The organism is Curtobacterium sp. PhB78 (assembly GCF_003751685.1).
In the GTDB taxonomy this organism is placed as follows: domain Bacteria; phylum Actinomycetota; class Actinomycetes; order Actinomycetales; family Microbacteriaceae; genus Curtobacterium.
Genome location: NZ_RKIA01000006.1, coordinates 264,477 through 289,798, shown reverse-complemented (window position 1 = coordinate 289,798; position 25,322 = coordinate 264,477). Strand labels below are relative to the sequence as shown.

Below are 25,322 nucleotides of genomic sequence, written 5' to 3'. Positions count from 1 at the left end.
GAACAATATCAGTACGTGGCCAGGAGGTCCCCGAGAACACGCCGACCGAAGGCCAGCGAGTCGAGCGGAACCCGCTCGTCGACACCGTGGAACATCGCCGGGAAGTCCACGCCGGCGGGCAGCTGCAGCGGCACGAAGCCGTACCCGGCGATCCCGAGCGTCGACAGCGCCTTGTTGTCCGTGCCGCCGGACAGCAGGTACGGCAGCACCGGGGCTCCCGGGTCGTGGCGGCCGAGGACGTCGCGGACGGCGTCGACGAGCGGTCCGCCGAAGTCCTGCTCGAGACCGATGTCGCGGAAGGACATCACGACCTCGACCTCGTCACCGGCGAGCTCCCGCACACGCGCCAGCACCGACTCCTCCTCCCCCGGCAGGCAGCGGATGTCGACGAGCGCCTCGGCCGTGTCCGGGATCACGTTGTGCTTGTAGCCCGCGGTCAGGACCGTCGGGTTCGTCGTGGTGTGCAGTGCGGCGTGGATGAACCGCGAGGCCGAACCGGTGGCGAGCGCGACCTCGTCCGGGCCCGTCACGGTCGGGTCGACGCCCAGGAACCGAGCGACCTCGGCGACCATCGCGTCCGTCGTCGCCGACAGACGCACCGGCCACTCCTCGCTGCCGATCCGGGCGACCGCCGCGGCGAGCTTCGTCACGGCGTTGTCGCGGATGACGTGCGAACCGTGCGCAGCCGTACCGCGGGCGACGAGCTTGATCCACATCAGCGCCTTCTCGCCCGTCTGCAGCAGGTAGGCACGACGGTCGCCGAGGGTGATCGAGTACCCGCCCACCTCGCTGATGGCGGCGCTGGCCCCGGCGAAGACCTCGGGGTGGTGCTCGACGACGTGGTGCGAGCCGAGGACTCCCCCGGCTTCCTCGTCGGCGAAGTACGCGATCACCAAGTCGCGCTCGGGAGCCCCCTGCGCCGCGATGACGTCCGACAGCGACGTGAGCATCATCGCGTCCATGTTCTTCATGTCGACGGCGCCCCGCCCCCACAGCGAGCCGTCCTTGACGACACCGCCGAAGGGGTCGACTGACCAGTTCGCCGGATCGGCCGGCACGACGTCGAGGTGCCCGTGCACCACCAGGGCCGGCTTGTCACGATCGCGGCCGGGCACCCGCGCGACGACACTGACGCGATCCGGCTCGGACTCGAACAACTGCGGCTCGAGCCCCAGCCCGCGCAACTTGTCCTCGACGTAGTGCGCCGCCTCGGTCTCGCCGCGCGACTTCCCCTCGCCCCAGTTGGTGGTGTCGATGCGGATGAGGTCGCGCGCGATCGCCGCGGTGGCCTCGAGCTCGGTCGCGGTCGGCTCCGGGTTCGTCATGCCACCACGGTATCGGTCCCCACCGACGTGACCCGGCCCGGTGACGCCGCGGGACGCGCCGGGAACCCAGCCCTCTGGACGCGCCCGGGATGCGCGGCCGTGTTCATCGGGCGTTCAGACCCGTGCTAGTGTTTTCTCTCGGCAGGGACGCCGGGGAAACCCGGGGAAATCGCCACACATCCAGTCCGGATGGCGGAATTGGTAGACGCGCTAGCTTGAGGTGCTAGTGCCCGTATTAGGGCGTGGGGGTTCAAGTCCCCCTTCGGACACAGAAAGATGCAGTGCCCCCTGACCTTTCGGTCCGGGGGCATTTTCTGTTGCGTCTCCCGGCGAGTGCCGCCATCGCTGCGCTCAGGGCGTCACCGCCTCGACCAGTTCGCTGCGCTCACGGCCAGGGGTGGGGGCACGGCCAGTTCGCTGCGCTCACGGCCACCGCGCGCCAGCTCGCTGCGCTCACGGCCGATGCGTGAGCAAGTTCCGACAGACCACCAGGGGAACGACGCGTGTGCTGTCGGAACATGCACACGCACTGGATGAGTGCGCATCTTCCGACGGAGCACGCGTCGATCGACAAGTGGAGCGTCGGAAGATGCGCACGCATCCGGCAGCGAGCAAGACAGCGCACGCACGGACGGACGGGAGGCGCGGTGCCAGCTGACACCGCGCCTCCCGTCCGTCAGGTGGTCGCGTCTAGCTCTTCGACGCCTCGACGAAGTTGCGGCGCGGGTCCGTCTCCTTGATGAGCGAGGTCGCGTCGCGGCCCGAGACGGCACCGGTGACCCAACCGATGACGATGCGCGCCTTGCGGTTCAGCGTCGGCATCGCGTACACGTGGTACGCGCGGTGGGCGAGCCAGGCGAGCAGGTTCGTCATCTTGATGCCCTTGATGTTCGCGGCACCCTTGGCGACGCCGTACGAGGCGACCGTGCCGATGGAGGGGTGGCGGTACTCCTCGAGGGGCTTGCCGGTGATCGTCGCGACGACGTTGTCCGCAGCGACGACGGCCTGGCGGACGGCGTTCTGCGCGTTCGGCGGGTAGAACGCCGGCTGCTTGTCGGCGGTCAGGTCGGGCACCTGTGCGACGTCGCCGAGACCCCAGACACCGGGGACGACCTCGTGCGTGTCCTCGGCCTCGACCTGGAGCTTCGCGTTGGCGGCGAGGTGCCCCTTCGGTCCGCGGGGCAGGTCGGAGGCGTCGAGCAGCGGGTTCGGCTTCACGCCGGCGGTCCAGACGAGCAGCCCGGTGGGGATCTCGTCGCCGTCGGAGAGCTTGACGATGCCGCCCTCGGCGCTCGGCATGGTGGTCTTCAGGCGCACGTCGATGCCGCGGGCGCGGAGCGACTCGAGCGTCCACTTGGACAGCTCCGGGCCGACCTCGGGCGCGACACGGTCGAGCGCGTCGATGAGGATCCAGCGGGGCTGCTCCCCCGCGAGCGACGGGTAGGTCTTGATGGCGGCCTGCGAGACGTCGAACAGTTCGCCGATCGCCTCGACGCCGGTGTAGCCACCGCCGACGAAGACGCTGGTCAGCAGACGACGACGCTCGTCCTCGTCACGGGTGGCAGCGGCCTTGGCGATGTTGTCGAGGAGCTTGGCGCGCACGTAGGCGGCCTCTTCCACGCTCTTGAAGCCGACGCCGTACTCCTCGAGCCCGGGGGTCGGGAAGGTGCGGGTGACCGAGCCGAGCGCGACGACGAGCTGGTCGTAGCCGAGCGTGCGGTCGTCGCCACCGGCGGTCGCGATCGAGACGGTCTTGTCCTTCGACGAGATGCCGGTGACCTTGCCCTGGATGACGCGCGTCTTGCGGAGCGCACGGCGCAGCTCGACGGTCACGTCCTTCGGGGCGATGTGGCCGCCGGCGACCTCGGGCAGGAACGGCAGGTACGTGTAGTAGGTGTTCTGGTCCACGAGCGTGATGCGCATGGGCACGGTCGCGGCGTGCTTCTGCAGCTGCTTGACGGTGCTGTAGCCAGCGGAGCCGCCGCCGAGGACGAGGACGTGAGGGATCGAGTCTGCCATTCCTCCGGTCTACCGGATACGGGCCGTCAACGTCATGAACGCCGCACTTCCTGAGCGAATCAGCGCTCTCGGAGTCGCCACCAGGCCGTCTCAGCGAGGTCGAGACCCATGTAGACCCCGTGCGCGGTGCGTCGGGACTCGGTCAGCGAGAACCGTCGCAACCGGTACCCACCGCCGAACCGGTCGATGATCGCCTCTGGGGAGGACTCCGCGTCACGCTTGACGTACCAGGTGCGGTCGTCGACGGACTCGATCACGGGCAGACCGCCCGGACCGGACCCGTCACCGGCGCCCGCCGATGCGGGAGCGCAGGACGTCGATTCGCTTCTGGATCTGCTCGATGCTCGCCTGTGCCACGGCCGGCCCACCGCTGATGCGCCGGAGTTCGGCGTGGATGGAGCCGTGCGGCTCGTTGGAGTGCCGGGACCAGATCGACACGAGTCGCGCGAGCTCGGTCCGCTGCTCCTTGATGGTCATGTACATCGGGCGGTTCTCGGGCTCGGCGGCCTTCGGCTGGCCGTCCTTGACCGCCCGGCCCTTGGAGCGCTTCGCCTGGGTCGCCTGGCGCGCCCGGAGCAGGTCGCGCACCTGGTCGGGTTCGAGGAGCCCCGGGATGCCGATGAAGTCGAGTTCCTCGAGCGACCCGACCTCGCCGCCGGTGCCGAACTCGCCGCCGTCGTAGAGGACGCGGTCGAACGACGCCTGCGAGTCGAGCGCCTCGAACGGCTGGACCTCGAGCAGGCTCTCGGACGCGCGGTCTTCCTTGTTGGCCTCGGCCACCATTGCGTCTTCGGGGTTGTACATGCCGTCGTCGGCGTCCTTCGGACGGTCGAGGGCGTGGTCGCGTTCGAGCTCGAGCGTCGCCGCCAGTGCCATCAGTCCGGGCACGCTCGGCAGGAACACCGAGGCGGTCTCGCCACGGCGCCGAGCACGCACGAAGCGGCCGATCACCTGGGCGAAGAACAGCGGGGTGCTCGCGCTCGTGGCGTACACGCCGACGCAGAGCCGTGGGACGTCGACGCCCTCGGACACCATGCGCACGGCGACCATCCACCGCGAGGTGTCGTCGGCGAACGCGCTGATCCGGCTGGACCCGGCGGCTTCGTCGGACAGGACGACCGTCGGCCGCTCCCCCGTGATCTGCTGCAGGATCCGGGCGTAGGCGCGGGCCGTGGTGGTGTCCGTCGCGATGACCAGACCGCCGGCGTCGGGCACGCCACGGCGCACCTCGGTCAGGCGCTTGTCGGCGGCGGACAGCACGGCCGGCATCCACTCGCCCTCGGGCGACAGCGCGGTGCGCCAGGCCTGCGCGGTGATGTCCTTCGTGACCTGTTCGCCGAGGGAGGCCGACATCTCGTCGCCCATCCGGGTCTTCCAGCGCATCTGGCCGGCGTACGCCATGAACAGCACCGGCCGGACGACGCCGTCCTTGAGCGCGCGGCCGTAACCGTAGTTGTAGTCGGAGATCGAGGTGCGGATGCCCTGCTCGTCGGGGGCGTACTGGACGAACGGGATCGGCGCGGTGTCGGACCGGAACGGCGTACCGGACAGCGAGAGCCGTCGGGTGGCACCGGAGAAGGCTTCCCTGATGCCGTCGCCCCAGGTGAGTGCGTCGCCGCCGTGGTGGACCTCGTCGAGGACGACCAGGGTGCGCCCGCCCTCGGTGATCTTCTTGTGCACCTCGGGGTTCATGCCGACCTGGGCGTACGTGATCGCGACGCCCTGGTAGTGCCGGCCGAACATGCCGTCGCCGTTCTTGAACATCGGGTCGATGCGGATGCCCACGCGGTCGGCGGAGTCCGCCCACTGCCGCTTCAGGTGCTCGGTGGGGGCGACGACCACGATGCGGTCGACGGTCCCGCGCGCCAGCAGCTCGGTGGCCAGTCGGAGCGCGAACGTCGTCTTGCCGGCGCCGGGTGTCGCGGCCGTCAGGAAGTCACGCGGCTCGGACTCGAAGTACTTCGTGAGGGCTTCGACCTGCCACGCGCGGAGCTTCGACGCGGTGCCCCACGCGGCTCGGTCCGGGAACGCCGGCGACAGGTGCTGGACGGCCGAGTTGCCGGCTGCCTCGGCCAGTGCGGCTGCGTCGGCTTCGTCCCGTGCGACGGCGTCGGCGTGCGCCGATGACTGCGCGGACACCGACGACGAAGACGTCGACGACGTGTGGTCGTCCCCCGACTCGGCCCACAGCGTGGCGGGCTGCTGCTGTTCGTACTCCGCTGCGCTCACTGGACCTGATTCTACCGCCACCGTCAGTCCTGCCTGGCGTGCGGGACGTGGCCGTCGGGGGTCCGGCGGACCAGGGATGCCGGTCGCAGCACGCCTGCGCCGAAGCGCGCGGCGACCGCGTCGACCGTGGTCTCGGTCTCGCGCCACGGCGCGTCGTCGTCCCAGAGCGCGTTGCTCGCGGCGGCCGGCACGAGGTTCTCGCCGCGGACCCCGATGAGCCGGATCCGGTTGCCCGGTCGGTGCAGCACGTCGTACAGCTCGACGGCTTCGCGGTGCAGCCGCTTGGCGACGTCGGTGGGCTCGGCGAGGGTGCGCGACCGGGTGAGCGTGGTGAAGTCGGTGTAGCGGACCTTGAGCGCGACGGTGCGGGCCTGCACGTCGGCGTGGCGCAGGCGGACGGCGACCTTGTCGGCGAGGCGCAGGAGCTCGCGCGCGACGTCGTCCCGCTCGGTCAGGTCGTGACCGAAGGTGACCTCGTGCCCGATGGACTTCTCGCCCACACCGGTGTCGACGACGCGTGGGTCGCGCCCCCAGGACAGGTCGTGCAGGCGCTGGCCACCGGCCGGCCCGAGCGCGGACACGAGTGACCCGAGGGGCGTGTTCGCCAGGTCGCCGACGGTGCGGATGCCGCGGCGCTCGAGGGTCTCCTGCGTCTTGCCGCCGACGCCCCACAGCGCCGAGACCGGCTGCGGGTGCAGGAACGCGATGGTGTCGGCCGCGGGCACGACGAGCAGCCCGTCCGGCTTGGACCGGCTCGATGCGAGCTTCGCCACGAACTTGGTCGACGCGGCACCGACCGAGCAGTGCAGGCCCGTCTCGGCGTGGACCGTGCGCCGGATGGCCCGGCCGATCTCCCACGGCGTGCCGTACAGCCGGAGCGCGCCGGCGACGTCGAGGAACGCTTCGTCGATGCCGAGCCGTTCGACCCGCGGCGTGAACCGGTCGAAGACCGCCATCACCGCGGCGGACTGGTCGCGGTACTTCTCGAAGTGCGGCTCGACGATGATCGCGTTCGGGCAGCGGCGCTTCGCGATGGCCATCGGCATGGCGGAGTTCACGCCGTACCGACGGGCTTCGTAGGTGGCAGCGGTGACCACGGAGCGGTCGGAGTCGTGGCCGACGATGACCGGCAACCCCACCAGGTCGGGTCGGTCGAGCAGTTCGACGGACGCGAAGAAGGCGTCCATGTCGACGTGCAGCACGGTCGCCGAGACGTCGTCCACCGGTGCGTCGGAGACGAGCCGGTTGCTTCCGTCCTGCTTGCTCACACCGAGATGATGCCAGGGACCACCGACATCGCCGGGCTCAGCGTGCGCCGGTGGCCGCCGAACGCGTCGCGGTCTCGCCGAGCACGGTCGCCCGGTGCCGGTCGGCCAGCAGCGCGAGCGCCTCGTCGATGCGGCCCAGCGCGTGCGCGGCGACCTCGACGGTCTGCTGGTCCGGACCACCCGCCGCGGCGCCCACCGCCGTGTCGAGTTGGTCGCCGACCCGCGCCCAGACCGGCGCCGGCGCGGCGGACCGGGGCCCGGCCACGATGCCGTCGGCCAGGTCCGCGATCGACGCGGCGAGGCGGTGGGCGGCACCGACCAGGGCGGCGGGCGGGTCCTGCGGGGGCGAGCCGAGCCTCCCGGCCGCCTCGCGCGCGAACGTCGCCGCCGCCTGCAGGGACGTCCGGGTCCTGGCGTCCGCGCGGGCGGGTCCGCCCGTCGGGAACCGCACCATCGGGCGCAGGACGGCGTCCAGTTGGTAGGTGGCCGCGTCGACGGCGCGCGATCGTGCGCGCAGGTCGGGTGCGGCGGCGTCGGTGGCCGTGTCGGCCGACCGGGAGGCGCGGATCGCGCCCGCACCGTCGGTCGCGTCCGCCTCGGCGTCCGCGTCGACCCCGACCAGCGCGAGCACGAACGCCCGGACCGCGGTCAGCTGCCGGCGCACGGCCCGTCGGATGACGGCCCGGGTGGCGATCGGGAAGACGACGGCGCTCACGAGCACGGCGACCGCGGCGCCGAGCAGGTTCTCGGCGAGGCGGATCGGGATGAGCGAGTCGGTGAAGCTGCCGGAGAACGCGTACACCTGGCACAGGACGACGACCAGGCACGCGACCCAGACCGAGTAGACGCCGCCGAAGCCGTAGGTGCCGACCGCGAGCAGGACGCAGACGAGCACGAGCGTGAACCAGGGGTGCGCCGTGCCGACGACGTGCACGAGGACGATGCCGACGGCGCCGCCGCCGACCGTGCCGACGGCACGGTGCAGGCCCTTGCGGACCCGCTCGTGCGTGGTGTTCGTGCCGGCGAGGACGATCATCACGCCGATCACGCCCCAGTAGAACCGCGGGCCGTCGAGCAGCAGCGCGAGGGGCTCGACGATCGCGACGGCGATCGCGGCGTGCACCGCGGTGCGCAGCGAGACGGAGAGTCGCCAGCGGCGCCAGGGGCCGTCGGCGACGGTGTCGGCCAGCACCGGCACGGCTCCGGCCGGGCGGCCGCCGGCGAGGACGACGGGCGTGACGAAGGGTGCCGCCAACGCGACGCCGTCGCCGCGGTGCGGCAGTTCGTCGCGGAGCTCGCGCCACCGCAGCCCGGCGCCCTGGAGGTCGGTGAACTCGGCGGCCATCCGACGGACGACGGCCGTCGTGCGCGAGTCGGGGTCGCCGGCGGACGCCGTGATGCCGTAGCGGGCGAGCAGTGTCTGCGCGGCGTCCTCGCCGTGCCCGCCGCCGTGGCGCAGGACGATCGTGACGGCACGGAGCGCGGCGTGCCGGACGTCCGACGGCGCGCCGTGCTCGACGAGGGCACCGGCACCGCGCCCGAGCTCGTCGACGGCGAAGTGCGTGTCGAACACGAGCCGGTGGAGTTCCTCGGCCGTGGTGTCGGCGTCCACCCCGCTCGCGGCGAGCATCCCGTCGACCGTCAACGCGATCTCGTGGTACCGGTCGCGGCTGCGACGGAGGCGGCGCAGGGTGCGGCGTCGTGCGGCCGGGTCGTCCGCCGCGGCGAGGACGGCGGCAGCGGCCTCGAGCACGGCCGAACCACGGGCGACGAAGCCACGGCGGGTACGCAACAGGGCACGGTGCGCGTCCGGTCGGAGCACCAGGCGGACCAGGACCGTCGCGGCGAGCGAGGCGGCCACCACGAGGCCGAGGGGCACGACACTCGTCTCGGGCAGCGGGAGGAGCAGCCCGCACAGGTACCCGGCGAACCCGACGATCGCGGCGTCGGCGGCCCACGCGCCCCACGCGGCCGCGGCGAACTGCAGGAACAGCAGCACGACGATGAGCACGAGCTCGAGGAGCCGGAACGGCTGCAGGGCGATGCTGCCGGCGAGGGCGACGACGAACGGCACGAGGACGGCTCCGGTGCGGGCAGCCGTCCGGCCGGTGCTCGGGTCGACGATGACCAGGCAGGTGATGAACGCGGGCATCGCGCCGATCATCACGCCCAGGATCGCGGGCAGGCCGAACGCGGTCGCGACGGCGTACCCCACGGCCATGCCGGCGGGCACCGCGACCAGGGTGCGGAGGGCACCGTCGGTCTTCACGAGCCCGGGGTCGAGCGCGAGGACCGCGTCGGCGAGCCGCCGGGAGCGTGTCCGTCGACGGGGAGCGGTCCGGTTCGTGGTGTCGGTCCTCGGCACGAGTCGGCCGCCTCCTCTGCGCTCGGGAGGCCAATCGTACCGGATGCTAACTATCCGGCTGTGCGGGCGGCGGCCGCACGGTGCGGCCTTCGGCGCTCGGTGCGAGGTTGATCGCTCGGTGCGGCGCTACAGGGCCGCACGAGGCGAGCAACCTCGCACGGGCTCACAAGTCCCGCACCGTGCGACCGTCGCCCTGGCCCCGGAGCACCGTGCTACCGTCGCCGATCCGTGCCGGGTTGATCGCTCCGTGCGGCGCTACAGGGCTGCACGAGGCGGGCAACCTCGCATGGACTCACGCGCTCTGCACCGTGCGACCGTCGCACCGCACCGCACCGGGCCGGGCGCGCGACCGCGTCAGGCGGGCGGGCCGAGCACCGACGCCGCGAGCGTGCGCGCCGCCGAGTCCCGCGACGACGGGTGGTACTGGCCGGCCCGGACGTCGCGCGCCAGGCGGGCGAGTTCGCTCGAGGACCGGAACGCCGAGCCCCCGACCACCCGCATGGCCTCGTCTACCACGTGCTGGGCGGTGTCCACCGCCCGCGCCTTCGTGCCGACGAGCAGCGGGAACCACCGGGCACCGAGGTCGTCCTGTTCGTCCACCGAGCGGGCGAGCGCGTCGACCTGCAGGGTGATCGCGTCGACGGCGCCGCGCAGGTCCGCGATCGCACGCCGGACGTCCGGGTCCTGCGACCGGAGCGAGCCGTCGGCCGCGACGCGACGTCCGACGGCGGACACCGCCAGCGTGATCGCACGTTCGGCGATCCCGACGTACACCGAGGCGATGAGCAGCTCGAACGCCGCGAAGACCCCGAACACGAGCGGGTCCTGGTTCGGCCCGACCGGCAGCGACCGGACGATGCGGTCGGCGGGGACGTGCACGCCGTGCAGCTTCGTCGTGCGGCTCTGCGTGGCACGCATGCCGAGGGTGTCCCAGTCGTCCAGGTGCTCGACGTCGCCGTCGGACCGGAGCACGAAGCCGTGCACCAGCCGCGGTTCCGGGCCGGAGGTGTCCTTGCCGAACACGCTCAGGACGTCCCACGCCGGTGCGAGCGAGGTGAAGACCTTGGTGCCGGTGAAGCGGTACCCGCCGTCGCCGTCCGGCTCCGCCGTCGTCGACGAGTCGAACAGGACGGCGTCGTTGCCGGGTTCGCTCACCCCGAACGCCAGCAGGTGGTCGTCCGACGCATGGTCGGTGACGGCCTGGAGGAACGACGCACCTCGCGCAGTCACGGCGCGCGCCGCCTGCACCCACACCTGGTGCATCCCGAGGCCGAGTGCCGTCGCCGGCGCGGCCTGGGCGAGGGTCCGCTGGACACCGACCGTGGCGCGGAGGCCGAGACCGGAGCCACCCTGCGCCACCGGCACCCCGATGCGCAGGTAGCCCGCGGCGCGGAGTTCCTCGAGGTCCTCGGCGCAGAACGCGTTCGCGGCGTCGTACCCGGGGGCGCGTTCGGCGATGCGGTCGAGCAGGCCGTCCGGCACGGTCCAGGCGGCTGCGTCCGTGCCGGCGTCCGCGCCGGCGGCTGCGCCCGTGTTGGCCTTCGTCATGGCACGAGACTATGGTCCGGAGCGTGTCAGATCGTCATCCGTGGTCCAGGTACGTCGCGATCGGTGACTCGTTCACCGAGGGGATCGGCGACCCCGACCCCACCGTCCCCGGGGGAAACCGGGGTTGGGCGGACCGAGTGGCCGAGGTGCTCGCCCACGGGTCCGACGACTTCGCGTACGCCAACCTGGCGATCCGCGGGCGGCTGCTGCAGCAGATCATCGACGAGCAAGTGGAACCGGCGCTCGCGCTCCGTCCGGACCTGGTCACGGTGTCCGCCGGGGGCAACGACATCATCCGGCCGGGCTCCGATCCCGACGAACTCGCCGAGCGGGTGGACGCCATGGTGTCCAGGCTGCGGAGCGACGGCGCCACCGTGGTGCTGTTCACCGGGCCCGACGTCGGCATGACGCCGGTGCTCGGCATGGTGCGCGGCAAGACGGCGATCTACAACGAGAACCTGCACGCGATCGCCCTGAAGCACGGCGCCCTGGTGGCGGACATGTGGGCCCTCCGGGTGCTCCGCGACCCGCGCATGTGGGCACCGGACCGGCTGCACCACTCCCCCACGGGGCACGCCACGATCGCCGCCGCGGTGCTCGACGCCCTCGGCGTGCCGCACGGCCTGGAGCCGTTCAACCCAGAACCGCTCGAGGCGCGGCCGTGGCGTGAGGCCCGCGCCGAGGACCTCGGCTGGGCGAAGGAGTACTTGGTGCCGTGGGTCGTCCGGCGCATCAAGCACACCTCGTCGGGCGACGGTGTCTCCGCCAAGCGCCCCGAGCTGCAGGACGTCGTCGAGCACAGGTCCGACACCCCGTAGCGGTCAGTCCGCCGGGCGCCGCAGCGTGAGCGCGCGGTCGTGCAGCGGCTCGGTCTCCCACGCGGTGGTGACGGCGCCGGACTGCCGGTCGATCCGGACGTGGGCCAGGTGCGGGGTCTCGACGAACCGCACGTCGACGAGCACCGTCTGGCCGTCGGCATCGACGGCGCCGCTCGCCGCCAGCGGTCCCTCGACCGACCACTCCCCCTGTCCGACCGGCACCGACAGCGATCCGCCGTCGACGTCGAGCGTCAGGCGCCACCCGGCGTCGTCGTGGGCCAACGGGCCGACGTCGGCGATGCCCTGAAGCGGGCCGCCACTCACCGCGGGCAGTCCCAGGGAGGCGAGCCGGGCCTCCAGGGCGGCGTCCGCACCCGTGTCGGACGGACGGTCGACGGCGGGCAGCAGGTGCTGCCAGGCCGCGTCGAGGACCGCCTGCATGTCGAGGCTCTGTCCGGTGATCGCGAGGACGACGTCCTGCTCCGGCAGGACGACGCAGAACTGACCGTAGGCGCCGTCGCCGCGGAAGCCGTGGCGGGCCATCCAGAACTGGAAGCCGTAGCCCTGCGACCAGTCCGGGTTCTCCTCGTCGAGGTTGTCGATCTGCTTGCGCGTGGCGGCCGCGACCCAGTCCTCGTCGAGGATCCGCTCGCCCTCCCAGACGCCGCGCTGCAGGTACAGCTGCCCGAGCGCGGCGACCGCCGACGTCGTGGTGTAGCAGCCACTGAAGCCGAGCTCGCCGCCGGACTCGTCGCGGCGCCAGGCGAGGTCGTCGATGCCGAGCGGGTCGAGCAGACGGGGACGCAGGTAGTCGACCAGCGAACCGCCGCTGACCCGCCGGACGATCGCGGCGAGCGTGTACGTGCACGGCTGGTTGTAGGTGAAGAGCGAGCCGGGTTCCTCGTCCGGCGGCAGGAGCAGGAAGCCACGCACGACGTCCATGCGGTCGGCCTCACGGGCCCGGTCGATGGCGTCCTCGCGGTGCCCGCTCGCCATCGCGAGCAGGTGCCGGACCCGGATGCGGCGGCTGCGTTCGTCCGTGATCTCGTCGTCGAGTTCGGGGAAGTACGACAGCGCGGTCGCGTCGAGGTCGATCAGTCCCTCGCGCACCGCGATGCCGACCGCCGCTGCGGTGAAGCTCTTGCTGAGCGAGTAGAGCAGGTGCACCCGGTCGGCCGCGTACGGCTGCCACCACCCCTCGGCGACGACCTGGCCGTGCCGGAGCAGCATCAGGCTGTGCGGCTCGACACCGGGGGTCGACTCGAGGGCGTCGACGAACGCGAGCACACCGCGGGCGTCGATGTCGAGGGCGGAGGGGGTGGTCCGGGGGAACGTCTTCGTCGTCGTCACCCGTCCGACAGTACGGACTCCGGGTGGTGCGCGTCAGCGCGCGAGCGCCGTCAGCCCTGGAACGGGTTCGTCCAGCGCCACCAGACGCCGGGGTCGTCGATCGTCCGCTCGAGCACGAGCGGCACCGACACCGGGTCGTGGTTCGTGACCGTGAAGCGGACCTTCCCGACCCGCTCGCCCTTCGTCCCGAGGGTGACCTCGTCGAGGTGCGCCTTCGCCCGGACCTTCGTCTTGCCCCAGACCAGGACCTCGGCCGCCTTCGCGGTGACCGCGTCGGCCTCGTCCTGCCAGGGGGTGGAGAACGTGCCGAAGGTCTGGCCGGCGTGGGTCAGGGGCACGACCTGGAAGTTGTCCGCGACCGACCGGAGCAGCCGTTGCACGTCGACGTCGAGCGAGTCGTGGTCGACACCGCCGAGCATCACGCCGATGACTGTCACGTCACGGCCGCCGCGCTCGTACGTCGCCGCGAACAGCAGGCAGGCGCCGGCCTCGTCGAGGGTGCCGGTCTTGATGCCCTCGATGCCGTCCAGGCCGAGCAGCTTGTTCGAGTTCTCGATCTCGCCGACCGTCGGGATCGTGACGTCCTTGGTGCCGACGATCTCCTTGACCACCGGGTTCGCGAGCGCGAGCTGCCCGAGGTCGACCAGGTCGGTCGCGGTCGAGGTGTTCTGCGGGTCGAGACCGGTCGGCTCGTGGATCGTGGTGTCGTCGAGGTCGTGCTCCTCGAGCCACTTCGTCGCCGCCTGCTCGTACTCGGCGATCGACCCGAACGCCCAGATGGCGAGGGCGCCGGCGTAGTTGTTCGCCGACTTCATGAGCATCACCTGGAACGCCTGGTGCTCGGTGAGCTTCAGGCCGGCGGGCATCGGCGCGACCTCGCCGTTCATCGCCGCGTACTTGGCGTAGAGCGACTCCATCTTCGGCGTGAAGGTGATCGCCGGGCCGGACTCCCCCGCCGCCATCGGCTTCTCGTCGAGGACCACGAGCGCCGTGACGATCTTGGTGATGCTCGCGATCGACCGGGGCTTCGTGTCACCGCTGGTGCGCAGGCTCTCCGGGAAGTCGGTGGCCTCGACCGCGGTGGCGCCGTAGCCGGGGAAGCTCAGCGCCGGCACGCTCGACGTCGGGGCCGAGTACGTGGTGGTCGCGGCGCTCGCCGGACCGAACGGCACGACGGCGGCGGCCACGAGGTACCCGGCGACGAGCACCAGGACCGCGACGACGGAGATCGTCACGGGCCTCCGGACGGCGGAGCGGGGGCGACGGACGACTCGTGACACGGGAACCGAGCGTACCGGTCGGTGCCTAGACCCTGGCTGCGACCGGCTGCTCGACGGCGGGGGTCGTCGTGGGCGTGTCCGTCGTCGCGCCGGGCTGGGTCGGCCGCGCGAACGTCAGCCGCCGGGACAGGTACGCGAACGCCGGACCGAGCGCGTTCATCACGACGACCGACGCCCATGCCGCCCACGCGTTGCCCGGATCGAACCCGAAGCCGCCGAAGCACGTGGCGAAGAAGGACGCGAACCCGAGGAACATGCCGGGCACGAGCCCGAACAGCCGCGTCCGACCCGTGTACATCAGCGCGCAGTTGACGACCAGGATCAGCAGCGCGAGCACGGTGTTCTGCGCGGCCTGCCCCTCGCCGAGCACCGTGCCGAACCGCTGGTCGAGCAGCACGATCACGAGGCCGAAGGCGGACCCGATCGGCATCGCCGCCCAGAGCCGGGTGGCGTTCCGGAGCGTGGGCTTCGCCCCGAGCAGGAACATCCCCGCCCAGCTGATGAAGATCGCCCAGGTGGGCAGGTGCAGCGCGTTGCCGCCGATGAACGCCGTCGTGCCGGCGAGGACCGAGGCGACGATCTCGTGCGGGATCCGTTCACGCATGGGTGAGCTCCTTCGATCGAGTTGCGGGTCCGGTGGTGAGTCGGGTGGTCCTGGTGGTCTCCGCGACGACGCGGCCGCGCTTGACCACGAGGTTCCGGTCGGGGCGGTCGAGCAGGACGCCCGCGGGGTCGGTTGTCGACAGGACGACGAGGTCGGCGGCGGCTCCGGGCCGGATGCCGTGGGTCTCGGAGACCCCGACGACGCGGGCCGCGGACGACGTGGCCATCTCGAGCACGCGCCCGAGGTCGGCCGGGCCGGACAGGTGCCCCACCTGCGCGAGCAGCAACCCGATGTCGAGCAGGTCCGCGTTGCCGAACGGCGTGAACGCGTTGCGGACGTTGTTCGACGAGTAGGCGCTCGTGACGCCGGCGTCCCAGAGCTCGCGCACCGGGACGACCCCTCGGCGGACGTCTCGGTCGTCCGAGCGACCGCCGAGGTGCAGGTCCGTGGCGGGCAGCGGCACCACCGCGACACCCGCTGCTGCGAGTTTCGCGAGCACGGCGCTGCGCGAGACCGGGGGCAGACTGGCGAGCGAGGTCACGTGTCCGAGGGCGACCCGGTCCCGCAGCCCGCGAGCGGCGACACGGTCGGCGATGTGCCCGGCGAGGGCGAACCGCGGGTCGGACGTGTCGTCGGCGAAGTCGGCGTGCAGGTCGGCCGGCACGTCGAACTCCTCGGCGAGGTCGAGGACGGTCTCGATGTGCTCGTGGCATGCAGCCAGGGTCGCCTCGTTGTAGGTGCAGCCACCGATCACGTCGGCCCCGGCGGCGAGCGCCTGGCGGAGCAGGGCGAGCGTGCCCGGCGCCTTCGCGATCCCCTCCTGTGGGAACGCGACGATCTGCAGGTCCAGGGCGTCGCGGTACTCGTCGCGCAGGGCGAGGAGCACCTCGACGCCGGTCAGTCCGACGACGGGGTCGACGTCGGGGTGCGCCCGGACGAGTGTCGTGCCGTTGGCGATCGCCTGGTCGAGCAGGGTCCGGGCGCGGTCGCGGACGGAGTCGTGGGTGAAGCCGCGTTTGAGCTCCCCCGTCACCGCGATCGCGCCGGCGAGGGTGCCGTCGGGGTTCGGTCGTTCGCGGTCGAGCAGTGCCTTGTCGACGTGCAGGTGGGACTCGATGAGCCCCGGGATCACGACGCGACCGGCACAGTCCACGACGCGCGCCGCCTCGGTCGGCTCGACCTCCGTGCCCGCTTCGGCGACCTCCGTGCCCGCTTCGGCGACCTCTGTGCCCGCTTCGGCGACCCGGACGATCGTGCCGTCGGCGACGTGGACGTCGACCAGGCGGCCGTCGGTCAGGCGGGCCGTGCGCAGGATCAGGTCCATGGTGGGGTCTTCCTCGGATCGGATGGATCGGACGTGACCCACCCTTCGCCCGCCGTGTTTCCGACTCGGACGCCACGTGTGACGAGCGTGTAAAAGTTGGTCGTACCAATGAACCAAGCGGACCAACGGACCCTAGGCTCCTGTCCATGCAGAGAGGCCGCACCCTGAGCGCCGCGACCGCCGCGCACCTGGCCCGCCTGGTGCTCGAGGACCTGGCACCCGGCGACAAGCTCCCGCCGGAACGGACCCTGGCCGAGGACCTCGCCGTGTCCCGCACCACGGTGCGTGAGGCCATGCAGGAGCTCGAGCGCCGCAGACTCGTCTCCCGGACACCCGGCCGTGGCACCGTCGTGCTGCCGCGCTCCGAGGAGGCGACCGCCCTGCTCGAGCAGCAGACGGGCGCAGCGCACGGCGACGACCTGGCACGGCGGGCCGAGCACGTCGCCGAGTTCCGCACGGTGGTCGAACCCCGGGTCGCCGGTCTCGCCGCCGTCCGTGCCGGCGAAGCGGACCTGCTCGCCCTCGAACGCATCCTCGCCGCCACGCACGCGGGACTCAGTCCCGAGGAGTCGCTGGCACAGGACGTCGCCTTCCACGTGCAGGTCGCGCGCACCTCCGGCAACCCGCTGCTGGTGTCCCTGTGCGAGCTCAGCAGCGGGTGGGTGCAGGACGTCCGTGCCCGGTCGCACAGCACCAGCGAAGGTCGCCGCTCGTCGTTCGTCTGGCACGAACGGATCCTCGACTGCATCCGACGGCACGACGAGGACGGCGCCCGTGACGCGATGACCGCCCACCTCGCCGACGTCGCCCACCTCGTCGAACGGAAGGCTGACCGATGATGACCACACACACCCCCGCGATCCCGACCCTGCAGCCCGGCGCCGGCCCGATCCGGTCCGGCCGCTACCTGCCCGTCGACCCGGACACGGTCCTGTGGGGTCGGCTGCCGAACGCCGACGACCGCCCGGTCATCACGATCGCGTCCGGCGAGGACGTCACGATCGACACCGTCAGCCACGAGGGGATCCTGCCCGACCAGGGCAGTGACCCCCGCGCGTACTTCGCGTCGCACGGCATCGCCGCCGAGCACGTCCTCGACGACGCCGTCGCGATCGCCAGGAGCGGCCACCGGGACCCCGCCACCGACGGCCCGCACGTCGTCTCCGGTCCGATCGCGATCGCGGGCGCCGAGCCGGGCGACGTCCTGACCATGACGGTGCTCGAGACACTGCCACGGGTGCACTACGGCGTCGTGTCGAACCGGCACGGCCGCGGCGCCCTGCACGGCGAGTACCCGGTCGACGGCACCACGGTCAGCGTCTTCGCCGACGTGGTCGAGACGGCCGACGGCAGGCGGGGTCGCATCCCCCTGACCGGCGCCCGCGACCGCTTCGCGCACTTCCCGCTCGCCCCCTTCCTCGGGATCATGGGCGTCGCCACCCCCGGCGAGCGGCTGCACTCGGTGCCGCCGGGCCGGCACGGCGGCAACGTCGACGTGAACCTGCTGCAGGTCGGCGCGCAGCTGCACCTGCCGGTCCTGGTCCCCGGGGCGCTCGCGTACGTCGGTGACCCGCACTTCGCGCAGGGGGACGGCGAGGTCGCGCTCACCGCGATGGAGGCGTCGCTCCGCGCGACCGTCCGGTTCGACGTGACACCCGCCGCCGAGGCCGCGCAGCAGTTCGGCGACCTGGTCTGGCCGCTCGTCGAGACCCACGAGTTCCTCGTGCCGACGGGCATGGACCCGGACCTCGACGAGGCCGTCCGCGCCTGTGTCCGGCACGCGGTCGCGATCCTCGGTGCCCGCTGGGGCATGGAGCCGCACCTGGCGTACGCCTACCTGTCGGCGGCGACGGACTTCAACATCTCGCAGGTGGTCGACCTGGTCACCGGCGCGCACGCCCGCATCCGCAAGGCCGACTTCGAGGAGCCCGCACGATGAGCCCGCACGAGACGAGCACGCACGAGACGAGCACCGCGGCACCGGAGGGCTTGCTCGACGCGCTCGACGCGTACGAGGCCGCCCTCGCCGCGAACGACCTCGATGCGCTCGACGCCGCATTCGTCGACGCAGTCGGCACGATGCGCGGTGACGACCGCGGCCTGCTCGTCGGGCACGACGCGATCAGCGCGTTCCGCGGGGCACGGGGTGGGGTCCAGGCCCGGTCGCTGGCGCGCGTCGAGGTCCGCCCCCTGGCCGAGGGACTCGCCCTCGTCGTGTCGGTGTCCGAGTTCGCGGCGGGCGGGCAGGGCCTCCAGACGCAGCTGTGGCGACGCGACAGCGACAGCGACAGCGACAGCGACAGCAACTACGACGACGCCGGTCCGCGCTGGCGCATCGAGGCAGCCCACGTCACCGGCCGCCCGAAGGCCTTCGACACCACCGTCTGGCGCGCCGTCGGCGACCCGCTCGTCGCCCCCACCGCGTCCGGACCGCTCGACGGGCTCACCGTCGCGGTGAAGGACCTCTACGCCGTCCCCGGCCAGCCCGTCGGCGCCGGCAACCCGACCTACCTGCGTGAGTCCCCCGTCCAGACGACGCCGGCAGCGGCCGTCGCGGCGCTCCTCGACGCCGGCGCCGCGATCCGCGGCATCGCGCGCACCGACGAGTTCGCCTACAACCTGACGGGACGCAACGAACACCACGGCACCCCGCCCAACGGGGCGGTCCCGACCCGACTGCCAGGAGGCTCGTCCAGCGGATCCGCATCGGCCGTCCGTCTCGGCACGGCCGAGATCGGGATCGGCACGGACACCGCGGGATCGGTGCGGGTCCCCGCCTCGTACCAGGGGCTCTGGGGCCTCCGGACGACCCACGGCGTGGTCTCCCGGCAGGGACTGCTCCCCCTCGCACCGTCGTTCGACACGGTGGGGTGGCTCACCCGGAGCGCCGACGTCCTGCTCGCGGCGCTCGACGCCACGGTGCCGGCGGATCCGGACGCTCCTGCGGAGCCGGAGCTCCTCGTGCCCGCCGAGCTCCTGGACCTCGTCGAGCCGGCCGTCGCCGAGGCCTTCACCGCGTTCGTCGCCGGACAGGGCCACCCGATCGGCACCGTGCAGCTCGCCGACCTCGGGATCCCGCCCCTCGACGACCTGCGCGAACTGCTGCGCCTCGTGCAGGCCGCCGAGGCCGTCGCCGCCCACGGTGCCTGGATCGACGCCCACCCCGGCGCCCTGAGCACCGTCGTCGGCGACCGGTTCGCCGCCGCCCGGGCGAACGACCCCGCAGCCACCGCCGACGCCGCCGCACGACTCGACGACGTCCGGGCCACGATCCGCACGGCCCTCGCCGGCCGGACCCTGCTGTTCCCGACCGTCTCCGGGCCCGCACCGCTCATCGCCGCCGACACCGCGGCGCTCGAACGCACCCGGACCGCGACGACGGCGATGACGAGCCTCGCGAGCGTCGGCGGCGTCCCGGCAGTCAGCGCACCGGCGCTCACCGTCGACGGAGCCCCCGTCGGCGTGTGCCTGGTCGGCGAACCGGGCACCGACCGTGCCCTGGTGATCCGCGCCGGACGGATGCTGCAGCGCTGAGGCGAGCCGCGCCTCCTGGTCCGCCCGTGGCGTGGCTAGGAGGCGAGCCGCTGGGCCTGGGTGACCGCCCACAGACCCACGGCGCTCGCCGCAGCGATGTTGAGCGAGTCGACGCCGTGCGCCATCGGGATCCGCACCGTGGTGTCGGCCGACGCGATCGCGGCGGGCGTCAGTCCCTGCCCCTCGGTGCCCATCACGAGCGCGACCTTGCCGGGGACGTCGCGGACGAACTCGGCGAGGTCGACCGACTCGTCGGTCAGCGCCATCGCGGCGAGGTGGAAGCCCTGCGCACGGAGCTCCTCGCCCGCTGCCGGCCAGTCACCGATCCGGGTCCACGGGATCTGCAGGACCGTGCCCATGCTCACCCGGACGCTCCGGCGGTACAGCGGGTCGGCGCAGCGCGGGCTGACGAGGACCGCGTCCGCGCCCAGGCCGGCGACGCTGCGGAAGACGGCACCGACGTTCGTGTGGTCGACGATGTCCTCGAGCACGACGACGAGCTTCGCGTCCCGCACCACGTCGGCGACCGTCGGCAGCTCGGGGCGCTGCACGGCGGCGATCGCGCCACGGTGCATGCGGAAGCCGGTGAGCTCCTCGAGCAGGGCGTCGGGGCCGACGAAGACCGGACCGTCGTGGTCGGCGACCAGGGGCAGCACGCTGTCCAGCCACTTCTCCTGCACCAGGATGCTCCGCGGGGTGTGCCCGGCACGGACCGCGCGCTCGATGACCGTGTTCGACTCGGCGATGTACAGGCCACCCTCCGGTTCGCTCACCCGGCGGAGCGCCACGTCGGTCAGACGGGCGAAGTCGTCGAGGCGGGGGTCGTCGAGGGAGTCGATGCGGACGGGGTGCACGGGGCTCGTTTCGGGGTCGTTCGTGGGCGCCGGTCGGTGTCGCGGCTGGCGTGCTGGCCGGTGTCGCGGCTGGCGTACCGGCCAGTGTCTCGCCGCGTCTCGCCGAAGCGGGAAGCGACCGGGACGGTCGGCTGTTGAGGGTACCGTGAACAGGGTGCTGGATGATGCTGGGTCGACGACCGGACCGCCCACCGGGGCGACGACCGGTCAGCCGACCGGTCTGCCGACCGCGGCGGACCTCGACCGCGTGCTCGAGGTGCTCGCCGGCAAGCGCGTCGCCGTGCTCTCCGGGGCCGGCCTGAGCACCGACTCCGGCATCCCCGACTACCGCGGCGCCGGGCGCATCGTGCGCAAGCCGATGACCTTCCAGGAGTTCCGCGCCGACGCCGCCAAACGGCAGCGGTACTGGGCCGGCTCGCACCTCGGCTGGCGGAGCTTCGCCGCGGCCCGACCGAACGAGGGGCACCGGGCGCTCGCCGCCCTCGAGGACGCCGGTGTCGTCACGGGCGTCATCACGCAGAACGTCGACGGCCTGCACCTGCGCGCCGGGTCCCGCCGCGTGGTCGAGATCCACGGGTCGATGGACCGCGCCCTCTGCCTGACGTGCGGGCAGGTGTTCTCCCGCGCCGACCTCGCCACGACCATCGACCGCGCCAACCCGTGGATCGACGAGCCCGGCTCGGTGCAGCTGCAGCCCGACGGCGACGTCGAGATCACCGACGTCGAGCGCTTCGTGGTGCCGGACTGCTCGGTGTGCGGCGGGATGCTCAAGCCCGACGTCGTCTTCTTCGGCGAGTTCGTGCCCACCGAGAAGTTCCACGAGGCGGTGTCGATCGTCGCCGACGCCGAGGCGCTGCTCGTGGTGGGGTCGTCGCTCACGGTGAACTCCGGCGTGCGGCTCGTCGACCACGCTGCCCGCCGCAAGAACCCGGTGGTCATCGTGAACCGCGGTGCGACCCGCAGCGACCGCCGTGCCGCCGTGAAGCTCGACGGCGGGACGACCGAGACACTGGTGCACCTGGCCGAGCGGCTGGGGTCGGGTCCCCCGGCACCCGGTCCCGCGGCAGCCGGTCCCGCGGCGTCTGGGATGATCGACGGGTGACGACGCTCCTGTACCTGGTCCGGCACGGTGAGACCGACTGGAACGCGCAGCGCCGCATCCAGGGTTCCACCGACATCCCGCTCAACGACACCGGGCGGCGACAGGCCGCCGAGGCCGCCGAACTCCTCACCCGCCGGCAGTTCGACGCCGTCGTCGCCTCGCCGCTGTCCCGCGCCGCCGAGACCGGGACGATCATCGCCGACCGGCTCGGCCTCGCGGCGCCCGTGACGTACGCCGGGCTGGCCGAACGCGCCTACGGCGAAGCCGAGGGGCTCACTGACACCGAGGTCACGGCGGAGTACCCGCACGACGACATCCCGGGCCGCGAGTCCCGGTCTGCGCTGCTCGCCCGCATCACCGAGACGCTCGGTGAGATCGCGGTGCGCTTCGACGGCGGGGTCGTGGTCGTCGCCACCCACGGCGCGGTGATCCGGAGCGTGGTGAACGAGGCGGCGCCCGGCACCGCCGACCGGCACGCCACCCCGATCCGCAACGGCTCGATCCACTCGTTCCGCTGGGACCCCGAACGCTTCCACGCGGAGCTCGTCCGGTTCGACGACCCGATCGACGACGTCTCGGACGGGCCCGGGCGGTACGCGTTCGACTACCAGAACCCGCTGGAACGCCGGGGCTGAGGAGCGCCCTGCGCGGACGGGGCGGCCGTCCTGCGACTAGGCTCCGACGCACCCGAACCAGGGGGCGACATGGTGACCGACGGAACCGACCCGGGTGGCTGGCAAGCCACTGACCAGCAGGACGACGACCTCGACCGTGCCTTCGGCCCCGAGACCGCCAGCGTGCAGACCCGCACGATGGGGCAACGGGCACGCACCTGGCTCGTCATCGGCGGCAGCACCGTCGTGGTCGCCGGGGTGATCGCCCTCGTGCTCGGCACCATCATCGGCAGCGTGCAGACCGGCATCGGCGGCGTGTTCCCCCGGCCGGACCTGGCACTCGACCGCCTCGACGACCGGCTCGCCGACGTGCCGGGCGTGACCGAGGTCCGCCACCACCCCGCCGAGAAGACCGGCTTCGCGAGCTACGACGCCACCGCGACGATCACGGCCGACCCGTCGCTCGACGCTGCCGCGCGCACCGACCTGGTCGAGACGCTGAGCCGCGCGACCGACTCGGCCGGTGGCAACGGCGTCCGGGTCGTCGCGATCGCCGACCTCGGTGCCCTCGAGGTGGGCGTCTCCGACTCGCGCACGGTGACCGCGAAGCGCCTGGTGCTGGCGGACACGCTCGACCACATCGGCGGGGTCACGGCCGTCCGCTGCTCGTGGGAACGCGGTGGCACGCCGTCGGACCGCGCCGCCGACCAGTCGATCGTCGTCGAGACCCCGGGGCGAGGGGCCGCCGTCCCGCCGATCGTGGCGCGGGTGACAGAGGAGACGCACAAGGTGTTCCCCGGGGCGAGCGTCGAGGTGGTCGCGGCGAAGTAGCACGACCCGCGCGTGTTTTGCGTCAATCCACAAGTCGATCGACGCGTGGTCTGTCGCAAACCGCGTGCGCGCGCCCCGCCCCCGCGCCCCGCTACCGCGCGCGCCGGTCGGCCACGGCCCGCTCGACCGCCCGCACGACCTGCTCCGCCGAGTCCTGCCACCGGAACCGCGCGGCCCGCTCGACCGACTGCGCCGAGGCCTCGTCCCACCGCTCCTCGACCCGCCGCACCGCAGCCGCCACCGCCGACGGCGACGCCGGGTCGAAGTACTCGGCCGCATCGCCCCCGATCTCGCGGAAGATCGGGATGTCGCTCACGACGACCGGGGTCCCGACGCCCATCGCCTCGACCAGCGGGATGCCGAAGCCCTCGTCGTACGACGCCGTCGCCAGGGCCGTGGCGGATCGGAGCACCGACAGGTACTCCTCGTCGGTCGCACCGTCGTGGAACACGATCGAGCCGGTCGGCGCGAGCCCCTCGATCCGTGCGCGGTCGGCGTCGGACACCCGCGACATGCAGTGCAGGGTCCAGTCCGCTCCGAGCAGCGGCAGCGCGGCCGCCAGCGTCTCGACGTTCTTGTACGGCATGAACGACCCCATGTAGACGAGCGAGCGCTCCCGCGGCGCACCCGCCGCACGCGGAGCCGCCGGGTCGGCAGCGTTGTACGCCACCGTCACGGGACGCTTCGTCAGCCGGTGCTCGGCGATGAGCCCCGCGGTGGTCTCGGACACCGTGACCACCCCGTCGGCGCCGTTCAGCAGGACGCGCTGCGGCACCCACGACAGGTGGAACGCGCGCCACCCGAGCCGGAGCGGCCACGAGAACTCGCGCGGAGGCGTCCGGTTCCGGTAGTAGATCAGGTCGTGCAGTGTGAGCACGAGTGCGTAGTCGCGCCCCCGCGAGCCCATCGTCTGCATCGGCGAGAACACCGCGTCGAGGCCGAGCCGGTTCACCCGCCGTGCGACGAGCGGCTCCCCCGCGTCGGTGGGTGCCGGCAGCAGCTCCCACGGCAGGTCGCGCGGCAGCGACTCGAGCTGGCGCTCGTCGTGGACGAGCAGCACGGCGTCGTGCCGGTCGGGCAGGTTCGCGACCACTCCGGCGGTGAAGCGGCTGATGCCGTCGTGCCGGCCGATCCGGACGTAGCGGCAGTCGATGCCGATCCGCAGGCGCGTCACGCGTCGGACTCCTTCGCGTCGCTCGCCGTCGTCTTCGTCGCGGTCGTCCGGGAGGCCCGGCCCGCGCCCGACGATCGGCCCGCCTTGGTGCCGCGGCCCCGTCCAGGGCGCGCGGCCGTGTCCGCCATCCGGCGCAGCACCGCCGCAGCGGCCGGTGCCGGTGTCTCGTAGTGCACCAGGTGCCCGACCCCGGGGATGACCACGAGTTCGGCATCGCGGAGGCGGGCGGCCAGGGCGCGCTGCTCGGGGACGGCCGTGATGTCGTCGTGCTCCGCGGCGATCATCAGCACCGGCACGTCGATGCGGTCCGCGTACTCGGACACGTCGTGGGTGACCGAGGTGCGGAACGCCTCGAGCACACTCGTGCGGTTCGCGAAGGCCGAGAAGTACCGGTCGTGCTGGTCGTGCACCCAGCGGCGCACCCCGCGGTCGTGCGACTTGAGCATCGCGATGCTCATCACCCGCACGATGGCGGCGTTCCGCAGGATCCCGAGACCGATCGGCTTCGGCAGCACCGCGCCGGCCTTGTAGTAGCCGATCGCGATCCCGGTGCCCACCGCCCGCGGTCCTTGCAACGCCGGGGCCGCGATCGGGTTGACGAGGACGAGCAGGCGGGTGTCGAGCCCGGCAGCCACGGTGGCGGACACCACGATCGACCCGAACGAGTGGCCGAGGACGACGGCGTCGCGGCCGAGCCCGAGGGCCTCGTGGAACGCGCGCAGCCAGCCGACGTACGACTCGATGTCCGACACCGGCAACGGGTCGGACACGCCGAAGCCGGGCAGGTCGGGCACGATCACGCGGACGTCCTGCAGGTGCGCGGCGATCGTCTCGAGGCCGTGGTGGTCGCCGCGGAACCCGTGCACCGCCAGGACGGTCTGCGTCGCGTCGGACGGCCCGTACTCCCAGTAGTGCGTGGTGCGGCCGTCGACCTGCACGGACCGGTGGACCACCGGGGTGGCGGCCATGAGCGACTGGTACGGGGAGAGCACGGGCGGTTGCATCGGCGCCAGTCTACGAAGACAACCGCACGAAACCCCGGACACCCGCAGCATCGCGCGCCTATCGTGTCCGGGGCGGGCC

At 72.6% G+C, this 25,322-nt stretch carries 21 protein-coding genes and 1 tRNA gene; 8 read left to right on the top strand and 14 right to left on the bottom strand.

Annotated elements, in window-relative coordinates:
- Window positions 1-8 precede the first annotated feature (8 nt).
- Window positions 9-1,325, bottom strand: coding sequence for a M20/M25/M40 family metallo-hydrolase (locus EDF53_RS15635; protein WP_123294395.1), 1,317 nt, complete (start codon window positions 1,323-1,325; stop codon window positions 9-11).
- A gap of 183 nt (window positions 1,326-1,508) precedes the next feature.
- Between EDF53_RS15635 and EDF53_RS15630 the strand changes: the two genes are divergently transcribed.
- A tRNA-Leu gene (locus EDF53_RS15630) sits at window positions 1,509-1,594 on the top strand.
- A 421-nt stretch (window positions 1,595-2,015) separates the two neighbouring features.
- Here the strand turns inward: EDF53_RS15630 and EDF53_RS15625 are convergent.
- The 6 genes from EDF53_RS15625 to EDF53_RS15600 form a co-directional block, all read right to left on the bottom strand.
- Window positions 2,016-3,344, bottom strand: coding sequence for an NAD(P)/FAD-dependent oxidoreductase (locus tag EDF53_RS15625; protein ID WP_111083993.1), 1,329 nt, complete (start codon window positions 3,342-3,344; stop codon window positions 2,016-2,018).
- 59 nt (window positions 3,345-3,403) lie between these two features.
- Window positions 3,404-3,601 carry a hypothetical protein gene (locus EDF53_RS15620; protein ID WP_123294394.1) on the bottom strand — a complete coding sequence of 66 codons (198 nt, stop codon included), beginning with the start codon at window positions 3,599-3,601 and terminating at the stop codon, window positions 3,404-3,406.
- 25 nt (window positions 3,602-3,626) lie between these two features.
- Entirely contained in the window at window positions 3,627-5,420 is a 1,794-nt protein-coding gene (locus EDF53_RS15615) for a DEAD/DEAH box helicase (RefSeq protein ID WP_123294459.1), read from the bottom strand.
- Window positions 5,421-5,596: 176 nt separating this feature from the next.
- Complete coding sequence (gene dinB, locus EDF53_RS15610; RefSeq protein ID WP_111083991.1) at window positions 5,597-6,841, bottom strand: DNA polymerase IV; 1,245 nt, start codon at window positions 6,839-6,841, stop codon at window positions 5,597-5,599.
- A gap of 37 nt (window positions 6,842-6,878) precedes the next feature.
- Window positions 6,879-9,206, bottom strand: a complete 2,328-nt coding sequence (locus EDF53_RS15605) for an FUSC family protein (RefSeq protein WP_123294393.1) — start codon at window positions 9,204-9,206, stop codon at window positions 6,879-6,881.
- Between the two features lie 354 nt (window positions 9,207-9,560).
- Entirely contained in the window at window positions 9,561-10,754 is a 1,194-nt protein-coding gene (locus EDF53_RS15600; RefSeq protein WP_260215878.1) for an acyl-CoA dehydrogenase family protein, read from the bottom strand.
- Window positions 10,755-10,777: 23 nt separating this feature from the next.
- Between EDF53_RS15600 and EDF53_RS15595 the strand changes: the two genes are divergently transcribed.
- Window positions 10,778-11,572, top strand: coding sequence for an SGNH/GDSL hydrolase family protein (locus EDF53_RS15595; RefSeq protein ID WP_123294457.1), 795 nt, complete (start codon window positions 10,778-10,780; stop codon window positions 11,570-11,572).
- 3 nt (window positions 11,573-11,575) lie between these two features.
- Here EDF53_RS15595 and EDF53_RS15590 read toward each other — a convergent pair whose 3' ends face one another.
- Genes EDF53_RS15590 through EDF53_RS15575 form a run of 4 tightly spaced genes read right to left on the bottom strand, consistent with a single transcriptional unit; the run spans window position 11,576 to window position 16,130 of the window.
- Window positions 11,576-12,922: a serine hydrolase gene (locus EDF53_RS15590; RefSeq protein ID WP_123294392.1), complete on the bottom strand. Its 1,347-nt coding sequence runs from the start codon at window positions 12,920-12,922 to the stop codon at window positions 11,576-11,578.
- A 50-nt stretch (window positions 12,923-12,972) separates the two neighbouring features.
- Window positions 12,973-14,202, bottom strand: coding sequence for a D-alanyl-D-alanine carboxypeptidase family protein (locus EDF53_RS15585; RefSeq protein ID WP_123294391.1), 1,230 nt, complete (start codon window positions 14,200-14,202; stop codon window positions 12,973-12,975).
- A 25-nt stretch (window positions 14,203-14,227) separates the two neighbouring features.
- A complete protein-coding gene (locus tag EDF53_RS15580) occupies window positions 14,228-14,806 on the bottom strand; it encodes a DUF1097 domain-containing protein (protein WP_243648776.1) in 579 nt (192 codons plus the stop codon).
- On the bottom strand, window positions 14,799-16,130 hold the full coding sequence (locus EDF53_RS15575) for an amidohydrolase family protein (protein WP_123294390.1): 1,332 nt from the start codon (window positions 16,128-16,130) through the stop codon (window positions 14,799-14,801). The genes EDF53_RS15580 and EDF53_RS15575 overlap by 8 nt, the downstream gene beginning before the upstream one ends.
- Before the next feature lie 146 nt (window positions 16,131-16,276).
- Here EDF53_RS15575 and EDF53_RS15570 point away from each other — a divergent pair, with 146 nt between their 5' ends.
- The 3 genes from EDF53_RS15570 to EDF53_RS15560 are packed head-to-tail and all read left to right on the top strand — an operon-like array spanning window position 16,277 to window position 19,664.
- The gene (locus EDF53_RS15570; RefSeq protein WP_123294389.1) at window positions 16,277-16,969 is read left to right on the top strand and encodes a FadR/GntR family transcriptional regulator; all 693 of its coding nucleotides are present in this window, start codon (window positions 16,277-16,279) and stop codon (window positions 16,967-16,969) included.
- The gene (locus tag EDF53_RS15565) at window positions 16,969-18,069 is read left to right on the top strand and encodes an acetamidase/formamidase family protein (RefSeq protein WP_123294388.1); all 1,101 of its coding nucleotides are present in this window, start codon (window positions 16,969-16,971) and stop codon (window positions 18,067-18,069) included. The genes EDF53_RS15570 and EDF53_RS15565 overlap by 1 nt, the downstream gene beginning before the upstream one ends.
- Window positions 18,066-19,664 carry an AtzH-like domain-containing protein gene (locus tag EDF53_RS15560; RefSeq protein WP_123294387.1) on the top strand — a complete coding sequence of 533 codons (1,599 nt, stop codon included), beginning with the start codon at window positions 18,066-18,068 and terminating at the stop codon, window positions 19,662-19,664. Before EDF53_RS15565 ends, EDF53_RS15560 begins: the two co-directional genes overlap by 4 nt.
- A gap of 35 nt (window positions 19,665-19,699) precedes the next feature.
- Here EDF53_RS15560 and EDF53_RS15555 read toward each other — a convergent pair whose 3' ends face one another.
- Complete coding sequence (locus EDF53_RS15555) at window positions 19,700-20,518, bottom strand: RNA methyltransferase (RefSeq protein ID WP_123294386.1); 819 nt, start codon at window positions 20,516-20,518, stop codon at window positions 19,700-19,702.
- A gap of 154 nt (window positions 20,519-20,672) precedes the next feature.
- Here EDF53_RS15555 and EDF53_RS15550 point away from each other — a divergent pair, with 154 nt between their 5' ends.
- From EDF53_RS15550 to EDF53_RS15540, 3 genes are all read left to right on the top strand, one after another.
- Window positions 20,673-21,620: a Sir2 family NAD-dependent protein deacetylase gene (locus EDF53_RS15550; RefSeq protein ID WP_123294385.1), complete on the top strand. Its 948-nt coding sequence runs from the start codon at window positions 20,673-20,675 to the stop codon at window positions 21,618-21,620.
- Window positions 21,617-22,255 carry a histidine phosphatase family protein gene (locus EDF53_RS15545; protein WP_123294384.1) on the top strand — a complete coding sequence of 213 codons (639 nt, stop codon included), beginning with the start codon at window positions 21,617-21,619 and terminating at the stop codon, window positions 22,253-22,255. Before EDF53_RS15550 ends, EDF53_RS15545 begins: the two co-directional genes overlap by 4 nt.
- Window positions 22,256-22,324: 69 nt before the next feature.
- Complete coding sequence (locus EDF53_RS15540) at window positions 22,325-23,065, top strand: hypothetical protein (protein WP_123294383.1); 741 nt, start codon at window positions 22,325-22,327, stop codon at window positions 23,063-23,065.
- Between the two features lie 91 nt (window positions 23,066-23,156).
- Here EDF53_RS15540 and EDF53_RS15535 read toward each other — a convergent pair whose 3' ends face one another.
- Both EDF53_RS15535 and EDF53_RS15530 read right to left on the bottom strand, forming a co-directional pair.
- Window positions 23,157-24,230 carry a glycosyltransferase gene (locus tag EDF53_RS15535; RefSeq protein ID WP_123294456.1) on the bottom strand — a complete coding sequence of 358 codons (1,074 nt, stop codon included), beginning with the start codon at window positions 24,228-24,230 and terminating at the stop codon, window positions 23,157-23,159.
- Between the two features lie 5 nt (window positions 24,231-24,235).
- Window positions 24,236-25,243: an alpha/beta fold hydrolase gene (locus tag EDF53_RS15530; protein ID WP_260215872.1), complete on the bottom strand. Its 1,008-nt coding sequence runs from the start codon at window positions 25,241-25,243 to the stop codon at window positions 24,236-24,238.
- Window positions 25,244-25,322 lie beyond the last annotated feature (79 nt).